We start from the raw sequence: 12,782 nt of genomic DNA, 5'->3' as shown, positions 1-12,782 counted from the left end.
AGTTGAACTTGGAGTCGCGGCTGGGCCATCGCCTGCAGTTGCGCAATCTGCCGGCCCAGATTCCCCGCGACCGGCTTGGTGAGGAAGGGCTGGAAGCGGATCTGGCTTATCAGTTGGTGCACGATCATCTGATGCTAGATGGCAATGCCCGCCTGAATATGGCGACCTTTGTGGGCACCTGGATGGAGCCAGAGGCGCTGCAGCTTATGCAGGAGTGCGCCGAAAAAAATATGATCGATAAGGATGAATATCCTCAAACGGCAGAGCTGGAGGAGCGCTGTCTACATATTCTGGCTGATCTCTGGAATGCCGAATCTCCCGATCAGGCGATTGGCACCTCCACCACTGGATCAAGCGAAGCCTGCATGTTGGGGGGCATGGTGCTCAAGTGGCACTGGCGCCAAAAGCGGCGTGCCGCTGGTCTCGATGATCGGCGCCCCAATTTGGTGATGGGCACCAACACCCAGATCTGCTGGGACAAGTTTTGTGCCTACTTCGATGTGGAACCCCGGCTGGTGCCGATCACCCCCGAGCGGCTCCATCTCACTGGCGAGGAGGCAGTTGCCCATTGCGATCAGAACACCATCGGTGTGGTGGGGATTCTGGGCAGCACCTTTGATGGCAGTTACGAGCCCATCGGTGAAATTCACCGCTGCCTCGATGGGCTGCAGGAACGCACTGGTCTCGATATTCCGATGCACGTGGATGCGGCTTCGGGAGGTTTTGTGGCGCCGTTTAATTCACCGGAGCTGGTTTGGGATTTCCGGCTGCCCCGGGTGAAGTCCATCAATGCCAGCGGCCATAAGTATGGGGGGGTGTTGCCAGGGGTGGGCTGGGTGTTGTGGCGCGAGCAGGGGGCCCTGCCTGAGGAGTTGCGCTTCAACGTCAACTACTTGGGCGGCCAGATGCCCACGATCGGTATGAATTTCTCCCGTCCCGGGGCCCAGGTGGTGGCGCAGTATTTCAATTTTCTGCATCTGGGTCGGGCCGGATATGCCCTGCGCATGAGCAGGCTTGAAGCGATCGCCTGCGAGCTAGCTGATGGCCTAGCTGAGCTGGCCCCCCTGCAGCTGGTGAGCCATCCCCGCGGCCAGCTGCCTGTTTTTGCCTTGAAGTTGGATCCAGCGGTAACCAACTGGACGGTGTTCCAGCTATCTGACAAGTTGCGCGAGCGGGGCTGGCTTGTGCCTGCTTACACCATGCCCGCCGATTGTGCCTCGCTTGCCGTTTTGCGCTTTGTGGTGCGGGCAGGTTTCAGTCGCGATATGGCAGATCAACTGCTGGAGGACATCCGCCGGGCCGTCGATTGGTTCGAGCGGCTGCCGGGGCCCCTATTGGCACCGGATGAAGCTGAGCAGGCCTTTCACCATTGATGGAGCCGGGTTTGGTTATTGCACAAGGCACGGTTCAGCACTACCTGCTTGGTTTGCTGGCTATTGGCAACAACGTGTCGGCTTTGGGCGCCTTTCTGGCCCATAGCCGTGGCCTGCCAAGGGCAAAGGTGCGGCGCATCATCTTGATCAGCAGTGGCGCCTGCTTGGCGATGTTGCTGCTGTTTCTGCTGCTGGGGCCGGCGATTCTCGGCTTCTTCGGTATCTCGATCAGCTCCTTTCAGATTGCCGGCGGGCTGCTGCTTGGTGGTTTGGGGTTGGACATGATGAAATCTCGCCAGCCCGATGACGTCGAAATCAAAGCGGTTGCTGCCGGCACCGAGCCAGCCCATCTAGGCAACGATGCCCACATTTACGGCTTCGCCGTGGTGCCGATTGCCCTGCCGCTCACGGTGGGTGCAGGCACCTTTTCCGCCGTGATTTTGTTTTCCTATCAGGCGCAGAGTTCGGGAACGATGCCGGCCTTGGTTGCGGCGATTGGGGCTCTGGTGGTGGTGAACTTTGTGGTCTTCAGCTTCAGTGCGCGCATCGTCCGGCTCGTAGGTGATGTGGGGCTGAGTGTGTTTACCAAGGTGATGGGCATGTTCACCCTGGCAATCGGTGTGGAATTCATCCTGCGGGGCCTCAGCACGGTTTACCGCCAGCTCAATCTGGCAGCGCCCATGGGTTGAGCCCCAGGTCGGCGCCGATGCGGTGGGCGCAGGCAAAGCCACTGAATGCCACCGCATTGAGGCCCTGGCCCGGGAAACAGGAATCCCCTACCGCATACAAGCCGGGGAGGCCGGTGCGGTTGAAGGGCATCGGTAGCAGCCCCGGCAGGCGCAGGGCGGGGATTGGGCCGTAGCTGCCGCCCATGCGGCCCAGGAAGCGCCGGTGGCTGCGCGGCGTGCCGACTTCGCGGTGACGGATAGCCCCCTTTAGGCCGGGCAGGATCGCCTCGAGCCGGCCGATCAGCCGGTCAGCATCCGCCTGTTTTTTGGCCTGGTAGGCCGCTGGCGTCAGCCCCTGCCAGTGCTCCATGGAGCTGGGGGTGAAGGCATGCACGATGTGGCGCCCTGCCGGGGCCAGCTCCGGATCCAGCAGGGTCGGCATCGATACGAACACCACCCCCTGCTCTGCCTCCATCTCCTCCCAGCGCTCCAGCAGCAGGTGGTGGCAGTGGTAACCATTGGGCACGATCTGGGCATCGATGCCTAGGTGCAGGGAGAGAAAGGAGGGGGAGGGCTTGTAGCGGCGCCGCCAGGTGGTTTCGGCCTTGGGGGTGTGGGCTGCATCCACGAGAGCGCCAAAGGTGTCCCAGCGGGTGGCGTTGCTCACCACGCGGCGGGCCCGCAACTCTTCACCACTGGCAAGTTTCACCCCCACCGCAGTGTTGTTCTCCAGCAGCACCTTGGTCACACGCGCCTTGTAGCGAATCGCGCCGCCATGGCTCTCCAATCCCGTCACCAACTTTGCCGCGATAACACCAACGCCCCCTTTGGGGTAATTGATGCCGCCGGCATGACGATCGGAGAACACCATGCCGGCATTGATCATCGGCGTGAGGTCGGCGGGCATCACGCTCCAGCAGAAACACTCCATGTCGATGAACTTGAGCAGGGCCGGATCGCTGATGTGCTGCCGCGCCACGTCGCCCACATTCACCGGCAGCCAGCGGGCCAGGCCTAGGCAGGCCAGGGGGGCTTTGAAGAACACCTTGGCCAGATAGGCCGGATCCTCGAGCGACAGCAGCGGCATCGCGTCGAGGCAGCGGAACACCTGCCAGCAGGTGTCGTAGAAGGCGCGGATGCCCTTCGACTCGTGGGGAAACAGGGCACTGAGATCGCTGAGGAAGTGCTCGTAATCTCTGTCCACAGACACATTCAGCCCACCGGGTAGGTGATATTCGAGCTGGGCTGGATCGGGGATGGTGTCGCAGTGCTGGCCCACATCGGCCAGGGCCCGGGTGAGCAGGTTGGTGTGGCCCTTCTCCCCGAAGCCAAAGATCATCGAGGCGCCCACGTCAAATGTGTAGCCGTCACGCTTGAAGCTGCCGCCTGAGCCCCCCGGAATTAAGTAGCGCTCCAACACCAGCACTTTTGCGCCCTTGGCGGCCAGCTGGGAAGCGGTGACCAGGCCACCAACGCCGGCACCGATCACGATCACATCCCAGATGGGGGCAGGGTTGCTGGTCACCGTTGGGCTGGAGAAGCTGTTGCGACCCTAGGCAGCGGCGCTGGCGTCGTGCAGTTGTAGGGGCCGAGTGAAAGGCTCAAGATCCGCTAGGGCCCGGTCGCGGTAGGCGCCGTAGCGGGCCCGTTTCTCGCGGACGCGTTCGGCTAGCTCGGGCAGTAAGCCGAAGTTGGGCGGCATGGGCTGGAACTTCTTGCTGGGCGCTTCGGCGATGAAGTGACTAAGGGCGCCCAGCATCGTGGTTTTTGGCAGGCTCAGAGGTTCCAGGCCCAGGGCCAGCCTGGCGGCGTTGGTGCCAGCCAGCCAGCCGCCAGCTACAGCGGCTGCGTAGCCCTCAGTGCCCGTGATCTGGCCCGCGGCCAGCAGGGTGGGGCGGCTGCGGAACTGCAGGGTGGCATCGAGCAGCTGGGGCGATTCCAGGAAGGTGTTGCGGTGCATCACGCCGAAGCGCACAAACTCGGCGTTCTCCAGGCCTGGGATCAGCCGCAGCACCCGTTTCTGCTCGCCCCATTTCAGGTTGGTCTGGAAGCCCACCAGGTTCCAGAGGCGGCCGTCCTTGTCTTCCTGGCGCAGCTGCACCACCGCGTAGGCCCGCTTGGCGCGGCGCACATCGCGATCATTGAGGTCGCCCCAGCGTGGATCCCAGAGCCCAATTGGCTTGAGCGGGCCGTAGCGCATCGTGTCTTCGCCGCGGCGGGCCAGCTCCTCGATGGGGAGACAGCCCTCGAAGAAGTGAGCACTCTCCTTTTCAAAGTCCTTCAGCTCGGCCTGCTCGGCGCTTAGAAGCTCCTGCCGAAAAGCCAGAAATTGCTCCCGGTCCATGGGGCAGTTGATGTAGTCGGCATCGCCCTTGTCGTAGCGGGAAGCGCGAAAGGCCACGCTCAGGTCGATGCTCTCGCCCTCCACGATCGGGCTGGCCGCATCGAAGAAGTGGCAGTCCGCCCGGCCCGTGAATTCCCGCAGCTGCTCCGCCAGGGGCTCGCTAGTAAGTGGGCCGGTGGCCAGCACGGCGATTTCACCAGGGCCGGGCAGCTCGGTGTGCTCCCGCCGCTCCACCGTCACCAATGGGTGCTGCTCGAGGGCGGCGGTGAGGGCGGCGCTGTAGCGGCCCCGATCAACGGCCAGGGCGCCGCCTGCAGGCACGGCGTGGGCATCGGCGGTGCGAATCACCATCGAACCCAAGCGCCGCAATTCCTCTTGAAGCAGGCCTGCGGCCCGATCGCTACTTAGGGCGCCGAAGCTGTTGCTGCAGACAAGCTCACCAAATTCAGAGCTGTGGTGGGCTGGGCTGCGGCGCACTGGCCGCATTTCAACCAAGCGCACCGCCAGGCCAGCTTGAGCGATCTGCCAGGCGGCTTCCGTACCCGCCAGGCCAGCACCGATAACGAGCAGCTCAGAGCTCAAATGCTCAGGCGCGGGCGCGCTTGAGCAGCAGTTGCAGCTGTCCTACGGCGGCACGACCGATATGGAAGACGGCCCAGCTCGCGGCGAGCAGGATCGGAGCAACCACCAAAATCAGCCGACCGTCCATGGGAAGCCAAACAAGATCTGATGATCTTACGGACTGAACCTCAGGATTCGCCTGTCCAGCCCCGGATCTGTCGTCATCCGTTCGCCTGGGCATGCGCATCAGCGAGCTGGCGGTAGCGGCGGGCGTGCTGGCGCTGCTCGGCCCGGGCCTCAGCCGTGAGCTCTCGCTTCACCTGGGCCGGGGCTCCCATGACCAGGACTCCAGCTGGTACGTCGCGAGTCACCACCGATCCGGCGGCCACCAGGGCCTCCTCTCCCACGGTGACGCCATTGAGCACGATGGCGCCGATGCCGATCAGGCAGCCGTCTTTCAGGGTGGCGCCATGCACCACAGCCCGATGGCCGATGGTCACATCGGCGCCGATGGTTACAGGCTGATCGGGGTCGCCATGCAGCACTGCTCCGTCTTGCACGTTGCTGCCCTCACCCACCACGATCGAACAGACGTCGCCACGGGCGACGGCAGTGGGCCAAAGACTGACTCCTGCCGCTAGCTGCACATCGCCGATTACAACGGCCGTTTCGGCCACCCAGGCCTCGGCGTGGATCTGGGGTTTGGGCCAGGGAAAGACGCTCATCCGCTGGGGCCAGTTGTTAGGCCATTCTCACGGTTGCCTGGGCCCCCTTGGAGGAGGTCGCCCCTGGGTGATACGTTTCCTAAGTGCCCAAGGGCGCGGGTCGCTAGCTCAGCGGTAGAGCACTCGGCTTTTAACCGATTGGTCCTGAGTTCGAATCTCAGGCGACCCATTCTTGTCAGGGCCTTGGATCCAGGGCCAGAAACAACGTCTTTAATTAGCAACGGAAGTAAGACGCTTGGCCATCAGCCAATTAACTTTAGTGGCCTCGTGGTAACCGAATCCTAGTTTTCACGAAAGACAATTATCGTTGAGTCCGCTGTTATTGGAACCGTTGGTTCGAATTAGATCATTGCAGTTGTAATAAGCGACCCAGGGTGCAACTGAATGCTCAATGGGCTGATCTGCTGCATTGGCTATGGCGCTGGTAGAAGCCACAAAATTATGGTTCGGCGGCGACGTGATTCATTGCCTGAATTCTTCTAGCTTTGCTGGGCCACCAATCTCCTATTTGAGCCGAGCCCGACTTATGCTGATTGTCATTCCGGCAAGCGATGGGGATTGCTAAATGCAGCTACTTCGTCGTTTTAATTTATTAAAGACAGGGGTTTTAGGCGTATTTGAAGCTAGCTAGCCTGGCGGAATGTTGGTAATCAATGCAACTACCGCGCAGTGATTTTAGTCTGGTTGCCTGCAAACAGCAGTTCAACCCCAGGCGATCGCCGTGTATTGAACTGCTCTTCTGTGGGGTACTAGGATGGCTATGCGACCAATCGCTGTAAGACGTTTTCCGGATTAATTGATGTTCTCTGGATTAAAGAGCCAGGGAGGGTTCAGCCGCCTAATGCAAGTAGGAGGCAATGGGGGGACAAGAGCCTATGTCGACCTTGATGGCCTGGCTGGTAAAAGTGAAGATTGTGACTGTATTGCTCTTCTCGAGCTTCCGCAATCCTTTTGTTCTGAGGCGATTGCCATTTCCAGCAGAAAGGCTGCCAAATTGGAGACCGAACGACCTTGCCGATTGCTGCATTCCAGAATCTGGCGATAGGTTTGATCGGGGACTGTTACTGAGATGCGCCTGGGTTTGCGGAAGGCAGGTCGCGTGCCACTGTCTTGGTCCCAGGGTCCAGAATTACGGGTTTGAAATGTCATCGTTTCAACTCGATAAGGTTTATGGTCTTCTGGGCCAGCTCAGGGTGCAGTGAAATCGCTTCCTGCGCTTCACTCTAAATATCGCGCGAAATTGCGCTTTTGTGCAATATCGCGTTTAGTTATGTTAAGACCTGCTCCTGGGCTAGAAGCTCCTTTGAGTTCCTCCTCCCGGCTGGCCGTGGCGGCCAGCTTTGTCGAGTCGTTCTGGTAGGACATCATGCCTCGAAATCTGGCTGGTTGCAGCGGCTGGAATTACGCACCAAGTTGCTCAATGCCTTCCGAGCGTGATGCGACGCCTACTCAGTGCGAGCCGGCAAGGGAACCAGCGCTAGAGGAGCGTGCTGCTCAATGCACGCCTGCTGCGAAGGTGGAGGCTTGCTGCCCTGACCTAACCTGAGGCGCCTAAGTGAAATTTTGCTGCTACTTGGAGCGAATCATAATATGATCATCGAGGCATGTATTTGCTAGTCTTCAAATCCTCCTAGTACCGTTAGATATTTAGCCTGAGCGCGGAGTTGGCTTAGGTGAAACCAAGCCGTTGATAAGATGAATACAAATGAGCAGTATCCCAATGTGTGCCTAGCTCCGAGCTACTGACCCGGATTCAATCTGGATCTGCCGCACAATGTGTGTAATTTTTGGCAAAAAATAAGATTCCGAGTTCATGTTGCTAGTGGCTTGTCTACCGCTATTGGAATTAACTAATGCGATCGCCGCGGCCTAGGCATTCTTCGCATCTTAAGGCAGTTTAATGTATTAGTTGAATGGTGCTTGCGGAGCAACGCTTAACAGAGCCCGGTCACTGAGAATACGGGTTCATCAAAGTCATGCTTCCTTAGAGATGCGCCATCAATAGGGATAGACTAGGGAGTTGATAGACACTTATAAATAATCTTCCAGGCAACAGGGTGATCTAATGCTGCAGCATGCAGTATTAGATCATCAAATATGCTGTTTTGGACCTGGAGCGGGGGCGCATGGTGGAGCATTACCTAAGTTGACTCGCTGAACCTTATGTCGGATTGTCTCGGTGATTACCTCAAAGCCATAGGTCGTATTCCGCTGCTGAGGGAGGAAGAAGAGTTGGAGCTAGGCAGAATGATTAGACAATGGCGAGATGATAACAACTTGCCAAGAGCAAAACAGCAAGGTGGACGTCGAGCATTCGAGCGCATGGTGAATGGAAATCTAAGACTAGTCGTCAGCATTGTAAAGCAATATAAGCGTCGCATTCAGGGCAATGCAACCGATATGATGGATCTTATTCAGGCGGGAAACCTCGGGCTCATAAGAGCTGTAGAAAAATATGATCCAGCCAGGGGATATCGATTTTCAACTTATGGCTATTGGTGGATAAAACAAGCCGTAAGTAGGTTTATGCAAGACCATGGCCATGCAATTCGTGTTCCACATTCTTTGACGATGCAGGCATCAAAAGCAACACGCCAAAAAGAAATAAAAAGCTGCTGCCAAGATGCTGAAGGACTGGTAAAGCCGGACACCCTGCAAGATAAAATAGTTGCAAGAGTCAGGCTGCTAAACTTCTATAATAAGATGGTTTCATTAGATCAATGTTTCAGTGGAGGCGAGACCGGAGAGCTGAGCCTAAAAGATCTGATCCCTGGGCCCAACGAAAATGAGATTAACGACGACTATCAATGGATACACCAATATCTTATCCAGCTTTCACATGAAGAATTAGAGGTTTTGATGCACCGTTTTTTTGGTGAAAAGCGAATCTCTCTTCTTGATATCTCAAAATCGATGGGGAAGACCAAGCATCGCATACAGGGAGTGGAACGGCGTGCTCTTAAGAAACTAAGAGCAGTAATCGAACCAGCTGTAAACCCGAAGTGATGCTTGGCAGTATAGAATTGGGTGTTACGATCGCCGATGAAAACGATTAGGAGCGGTTTCTCCGTCAAACATCAGCTTGTTGAGTGATAGACCATCAACTACATGGTCTTTGCTGAGGATGCCCGCAAATTCTCTTTGATCCTTCAATGAATCCTCAAGCAGGAAGGCACAAAGGTTGGAAACTGAACGCCCTTCCTCGTCTGACCTTCTTATTAAAGCTTCGTGGACATGGTAACTCAGGGTAATTGATATTCTACGTGGCTGTCGCTGAAGAATCCGAATCTGATCATTCATTGTACTTTGCCTTTGATTGAAACGTGGTTTTAATGGCCAACTCAGGTACACCCTGGGTCGCCAATAGAATCATATAGGCGCATTCATGGGAGAGAACGCACTATATGGGCCACACGTGATGCCAACGAGATACATGTTGATTTACATATGCTTCACCATGATGTTTAGTGCAGCACTTTGCTGTAATCGTCACAGCAAAAGACAGTGCAGTAATGGGCCAAAGTGAGACCCTTTTTGCTCAGGCTTGGAGAACAGCGAGCGAAATTCAGCTCGCCCTCAGTTGCGATTCCTTCCAAAGCCAGTTCTCTCCAGTACCGTATAGAGCAGGTTAAGGGCAGAGGGTGGGGTCCAACTACCATTCCGCGCCAGTAAGGTCAGCAAGCCATTAAGAGAAGCTAAGATTTGTCGATTTAAATGAAATATGGCTTTGCGCTAAGTACCGCTTTAATATTATACCCCAAGCATTTTTTTTCGATGTGGATAAGATCGCATTTCGCAAGCCACGGCATATTTCTATTACGGTGCCTGAAAATGTCTATAATAAATTAGCTGAGACCAGCGCCCTCGAGGGACGCTCCGTATCCAATCTGGCGGCATATTTGCTAGAAAATATTCTTTTGCTTCAGTCAATCACGGCCGAAAAGGTCGATAAGGTTGACAGGAGAAGTCAAAATCGAAGAAGCTCGGAAATGACAAAGACAGAGTTTACGCCTACGTTCAAGCAGCTCTGAATCTGAGGCACTCATTGTTAGCAGGCTTGCCTCAGTATGGAGAATGATGCACCAAGGCCTACCAAGCTGGTGTTGATCAATAGAAGAGTATCATCGGTAAGCATTCATGCCTTTATAATACAATGCAAGCTCCCGAAACATCTTGATGTTCCGGGAGTAAAAATAAGACAAGAAAAATCCTGCCTAGACCGATTTAGAGCTGTGTCTTTGTGTTATTCGATCTGGATTTGGGTGGCGTTTGGGCTGAGGGCACCATCTTTTTTGGCGATGCTGATAATCAATTCGCCATCTGCGCATTTTGCATGAACAGAATTAAGGTCTGCATCGTCTGGTAGGGAGAATCTACGGCTGAATCCCCCATAGCTTCGTTCCAAACGGTGGAAATGCGGTTTGTTTTCCTCCTGTTCATGTTGTCGCTGGCCCTGGATCACCAATGTATCACCAACAAGTGCGACTGAGATATCATCTTTCTTCATTCCAGGCACATCAGCTTGGAAGCGATAAGTTCCGTCGCTTTCACTTATATCAACTTTTGGAGCCCATTCCCCAAGCGTTAATGGGGAGGCATTACGTAGTACAGGCCAGTTAAATGCCTTGTCTACCATGGCTTCCAACTCGTTCAAAGGTTCCCATTTGATCAGGCTCATTTTGAGACCTCGTATATGATTGACTCCTAAAGAGTAAGCAATAATTAGGCTGTTCCGTCGAAAATAGCCTTATCTGCGGTGTATGTGCAGTAGAGCTGCTTCGTAGGGGCTAGGCTATGGATAGAACCTAGTTTTGCAGAGTCATAATTTTTCACCATCGATGTCAATGCTGTTCAGTGAATCATCCCAAAACCATTTATTGCATCCCCCGCGTGGTGCCTATCTTTCAGTAGATGGTGAATCAAGACCCTTGTTTATGCGAGTAGCTGAAGGACGCTTGATCTTTGCGGCCGCTCATTACTATGGAATTATCTCTATTGGCTGCGAATAGGAAAACCTATGATCTTCGCCAAACATAACATGTAAAAGGTTTTCAATTTGCTCCATATTTTATCTGTATTGGCGTTGACCGAGTCAGTTGATTCAAGAATTTAAGCTTTCAAGTGATTCGGACAGTCATCGTGGCTGTGTACTATGTTGGGACTGGCTAAATCTAAATTTCCAGGATACATGGTATGCACTGGGGCTATCAATTAATTTCTTCCTGGCAATGATATTCATGTGCCACTTTCAGCCCTTGTCTATTTATTCCCTTATATCATCGCCGATTTAGGACTCCTCCTGTTCGCAGCTGGATTGGCTCACTATGGCGTATTTTCTCATTATTTGGCCCAGATGTACTTGAGGGGAATCTCTGCTATCTCTGTCGTGAGCTAATTGCCTTATTCATTAATTTCTCGTTCGGCATCATTTTGCGGCAGATCTGCAGTGATTACTATGCGGAAGCAGACTCTTCTTGGGTAGCGACTAGACAATAGATACTGGCACCTGCCTCACACCCAAAAACTATGAACCATGGCCATCCGAGTAAGAAGGGCTTGGGATCACTCATTAGGGGGCATGGGTGCGCTAGAAGAAGGAAGAAGTCCTGTAGCAGATCGTCCTGCGACTTCTGCTACTTGCAAAGTTGAAGCGACCACACCAGTATCCAATAATGGTGATTGTGCCAAGATAATTCTCAGGGATTCTAGCTTCCAGCGATTAATATATTTACGCCATCAATATCTAGCACAGCATGTGCTAGATGTTATTTGGACAATGGATTTCGAAGGAAGGTTTACTTATATTAGCCCTTCTGTACGTGCTATTCGTGGGTGGAGCCCTAAAGAACTTATGAATATGCCGCTGGATCGGCAGCTAACGCCAGAGTCGCTAAAGACCTTAAGAACACATCTTTTGCGAGCTAGAAATCTAGCTGTCATCGGATGCCCAGTCCGGATAGAAACTCAGATTGAAGAGTACTGTAAGGATGGCAGCACAGTGTGGATGGATATCAAGGCTGCCTATGCCATTGATAGGTTTGGTAAATGTTGCGAGCTTGTGGGTATATCTCGTGATATCACCAAGGAGAAGCAACTGAAAGACGAGCTTCTGCTTGAAGAGCAGCAGCACATTCTGCTAGGTGAGGAAATTCCTCAAGCAACATGGACTATGCTTGTAAATGGAAAAATTAAGTTTGTCAGTCCTTCAATTAAAAAGCTATGCGGTATTGCCCCGGCTGAGTTTACACGGAGAGGATTGGCTCAAATTCATCCACCAGATTCTCTGCAAAGAATACAAGATTATCTAACTAAGATTAATAGATTGAATGGTAAGTGTAATTCTTTGGCGACCTATCGCGGCGAGCTGGAGTATTGGTGTAAGGATGGATCTACTGCCTGGGCTGAGGTCGTTGCCATCCCCATCTTAAACAGAGATGGTCGAATTAAGCACCTTTTGGGTGTTAGCCATGATATTACAAAGCGTAGGATGTATGAAGAGCAACTTCGTCTTTCTATCCAGAATCTTAGTGACTTGGCCCTAAAAGATGGCCTGACAGGCGTATGGAACCGCCGACATCTTGAATCTGTAATAGGTGAGGCTGTTGCCAACTCAGATCGCTATGGCGATATCCTTACACTTGTGCTTTGCGATATAGATTGCTTTAAGTCTATAAATGATTGCCATGGTCATTTGGTTGGAGATCAGGTATTGATGGAATTTGCCCAGCGAATTTCTTCCTGTCTGCGAGATGGTGATAGCTTTGGTCGTTGGGGTGGCGAAGAGTTCTTGGTCTTGCTTCCCCGCGGCGATTACCGTGGTGCAAGTATTCTTGCAGAGAAGCTTCGCCGTTGCATAGCTGATGACCAATTCTCGGGCGCTGGCAAAGTTACTGCAAGCTTTGGAGTGGCTCAGCGGTATTTGAATGAATCTGCGCTTGAATGGTTTAGACGAGTGGATGAACAATTGTATAATGCTAAGCGTTCAGGTCGTAATTGTGTAATGGCTGCACCAACATTCGCTAACCATTGATCTCAACTTGCTTTTTGTCTAATTCATCATTAGTCATTCTATGCCCCTCTCTGTTGCTGCCTGGTCACTGTGAAATATGCT

General features: G+C 53.9%; 12 protein-coding genes and 1 tRNA gene. 6 read left to right on the top strand and 7 right to left on the bottom strand.

Features of this window, described 5'->3' with window-relative positions:
* Positions 1 to 2: 2 nt before the first annotated feature.
* On the top strand, positions 3 to 1,373 hold the full coding sequence (locus KBY75_RS01835; RefSeq protein WP_255022746.1) for a glutamate decarboxylase: 1,371 nt from the start codon (positions 3 to 5) through the stop codon (positions 1,371 to 1,373).
* Positions 1,373 to 2,062 carry a MarC family protein gene (locus KBY75_RS01830; RefSeq protein WP_255022745.1) on the top strand — a complete coding sequence of 230 codons (690 nt, stop codon included), beginning with the start codon at positions 1,373 to 1,375 and terminating at the stop codon, positions 2,060 to 2,062. Before KBY75_RS01835 ends, KBY75_RS01830 begins: the two co-directional genes overlap by 1 nt.
* Here the strand turns inward: KBY75_RS01830 and crtH are convergent.
* The 4 genes from crtH to KBY75_RS01810 form a co-directional block, all read right to left on the bottom strand.
* The gene (gene crtH / locus KBY75_RS01825) at positions 2,037 to 3,566 is read right to left on the bottom strand and encodes a carotenoid isomerase (RefSeq protein WP_255022744.1); all 1,530 of its coding nucleotides are present in this window, start codon (positions 3,564 to 3,566) and stop codon (positions 2,037 to 2,039) included. The genes KBY75_RS01830 and crtH overlap by 26 nt on opposite strands.
* Before the next feature lie 27 nt (positions 3,567 to 3,593).
* Positions 3,594 to 4,967: an FADH(2)-oxidizing methylenetetrahydrofolate--tRNA-(uracil(54)-C(5))-methyltransferase TrmFO gene (trmFO, locus tag KBY75_RS01820; RefSeq protein ID WP_255022743.1), complete on the bottom strand. Its 1,374-nt coding sequence runs from the start codon at positions 4,965 to 4,967 to the stop codon at positions 3,594 to 3,596.
* A gap of 4 nt (positions 4,968 to 4,971) precedes the next feature.
* Positions 4,972 to 5,094 (bottom strand): photosystem II protein Y, encoded by a 123-nt coding sequence (locus KBY75_RS01815; RefSeq protein ID WP_106632785.1) that lies wholly within the window; start codon positions 5,092 to 5,094, stop codon positions 4,972 to 4,974.
* Between the two features lie 73 nt (positions 5,095 to 5,167).
* Positions 5,168 to 5,671, bottom strand: a complete 504-nt coding sequence (locus tag KBY75_RS01810) for a gamma carbonic anhydrase family protein (protein WP_255022742.1) — start codon at positions 5,669 to 5,671, stop codon at positions 5,168 to 5,170.
* 97 nt (positions 5,672 to 5,768) lie between these two features.
* Here KBY75_RS01810 and KBY75_RS01805 point away from each other — a divergent pair.
* Positions 5,769 to 5,840, top strand: a tRNA-Lys gene (locus tag KBY75_RS01805).
* Between the two features lie 704 nt (positions 5,841 to 6,544).
* Here KBY75_RS01805 and KBY75_RS01800 read toward each other — a convergent pair.
* Positions 6,545 to 6,820, bottom strand: coding sequence for a ribbon-helix-helix domain-containing protein (locus tag KBY75_RS01800; protein ID WP_254936097.1), 276 nt, complete (start codon positions 6,818 to 6,820; stop codon positions 6,545 to 6,547).
* Positions 6,821 to 7,834: 1,014 nt separating this feature from the next.
* Here KBY75_RS01800 and KBY75_RS01795 point away from each other — a divergent pair.
* A complete protein-coding gene (locus tag KBY75_RS01795) occupies positions 7,835 to 8,677 on the top strand; it encodes a sigma-70 family RNA polymerase sigma factor (RefSeq protein WP_254936098.1) in 843 nt (280 codons plus the stop codon).
* A gap of 24 nt (positions 8,678 to 8,701) precedes the next feature.
* Here the strand turns inward: KBY75_RS01795 and KBY75_RS01790 are convergent, their stop codons facing one another.
* Positions 8,702 to 8,971, bottom strand: coding sequence for a ribbon-helix-helix domain-containing protein (locus KBY75_RS01790; protein WP_255022741.1), 270 nt, complete (start codon positions 8,969 to 8,971; stop codon positions 8,702 to 8,704).
* A 476-nt stretch (positions 8,972 to 9,447) separates the two neighbouring features.
* On the opposite strand from KBY75_RS01790, the gene KBY75_RS01785 reads away from it, so the two are divergent.
* Positions 9,448 to 9,702: a ribbon-helix-helix domain-containing protein gene (locus tag KBY75_RS01785; RefSeq protein WP_315859038.1), complete on the top strand. Its 255-nt coding sequence runs from the start codon at positions 9,448 to 9,450 to the stop codon at positions 9,700 to 9,702.
* 212 nt (positions 9,703 to 9,914) lie between these two features.
* Here KBY75_RS01785 and KBY75_RS01780 read toward each other — a convergent pair whose 3' ends face one another.
* Positions 9,915 to 10,349, bottom strand: a complete 435-nt coding sequence (locus KBY75_RS01780; protein ID WP_254936101.1) for an Hsp20/alpha crystallin family protein — start codon at positions 10,347 to 10,349, stop codon at positions 9,915 to 9,917.
* 855 nt (positions 10,350 to 11,204) lie between these two features.
* Here KBY75_RS01780 and KBY75_RS01775 point away from each other — a divergent pair.
* Positions 11,205 to 12,701 carry a diguanylate cyclase gene (locus tag KBY75_RS01775; protein ID WP_255022740.1) on the top strand — a complete coding sequence of 499 codons (1,497 nt, stop codon included), beginning with the start codon at positions 11,205 to 11,207 and terminating at the stop codon, positions 12,699 to 12,701.
* Positions 12,702 to 12,782 lie beyond the last annotated feature (81 nt).

This window comes from Cyanobium sp. T1G-Tous (genome assembly GCF_024345455.1).
Lineage (GTDB): Bacteria > Cyanobacteriota > Cyanobacteriia > PCC-6307 > Cyanobiaceae > Cyanobium_A.
Note: the sequence above shows the minus strand (reverse complement) of the source record. Positions and strands in the feature narration are given on the sequence as shown.

Excerpts from the sequence above, each read along its gene's own strand:
- KBY75_RS01795 (WP_254936098.1), top strand. The coding sequence starts at position 7,835 with ATGTCGGATTGTCTCGGTGATTACCTCAAAGCCATAGGTCGTATTCCG.
- KBY75_RS01790 (WP_255022741.1), bottom strand. The coding sequence starts at position 8,971 with ATGAATGATCAGATTCGGATTCTTCAGCGACAGCCACGTAGAATATCA.
- KBY75_RS01775 (WP_255022740.1), top strand. The coding sequence starts at position 11,205 with ATGGCCATCCGAGTAAGAAGGGCTTGGGATCACTCATTAGGGGGCATG.
- KBY75_RS01780 (WP_254936101.1), bottom strand. The coding sequence starts at position 10,349 with ATGAGCCTGATCAAATGGGAACCTTTGAACGAGTTGGAAGCCATGGTA.
- KBY75_RS01815 (WP_106632785.1), bottom strand. The coding sequence starts at position 5,094 with ATGGACGGTCGGCTGATTTTGGTGGTTGCTCCGATCCTGCTCGCCGCG.
- KBY75_RS01830 (WP_255022745.1), top strand. The coding sequence starts at position 1,373 with ATGGAGCCGGGTTTGGTTATTGCACAAGGCACGGTTCAGCACTACCTG.
- KBY75_RS01810 (WP_255022742.1), bottom strand. The coding sequence starts at position 5,671 with ATGAGCGTCTTTCCCTGGCCCAAACCCCAGATCCACGCCGAGGCCTGG.
- KBY75_RS01800 (WP_254936097.1), bottom strand. The coding sequence starts at position 6,820 with ATGACATTTCAAACCCGTAATTCTGGACCCTGGGACCAAGACAGTGGC.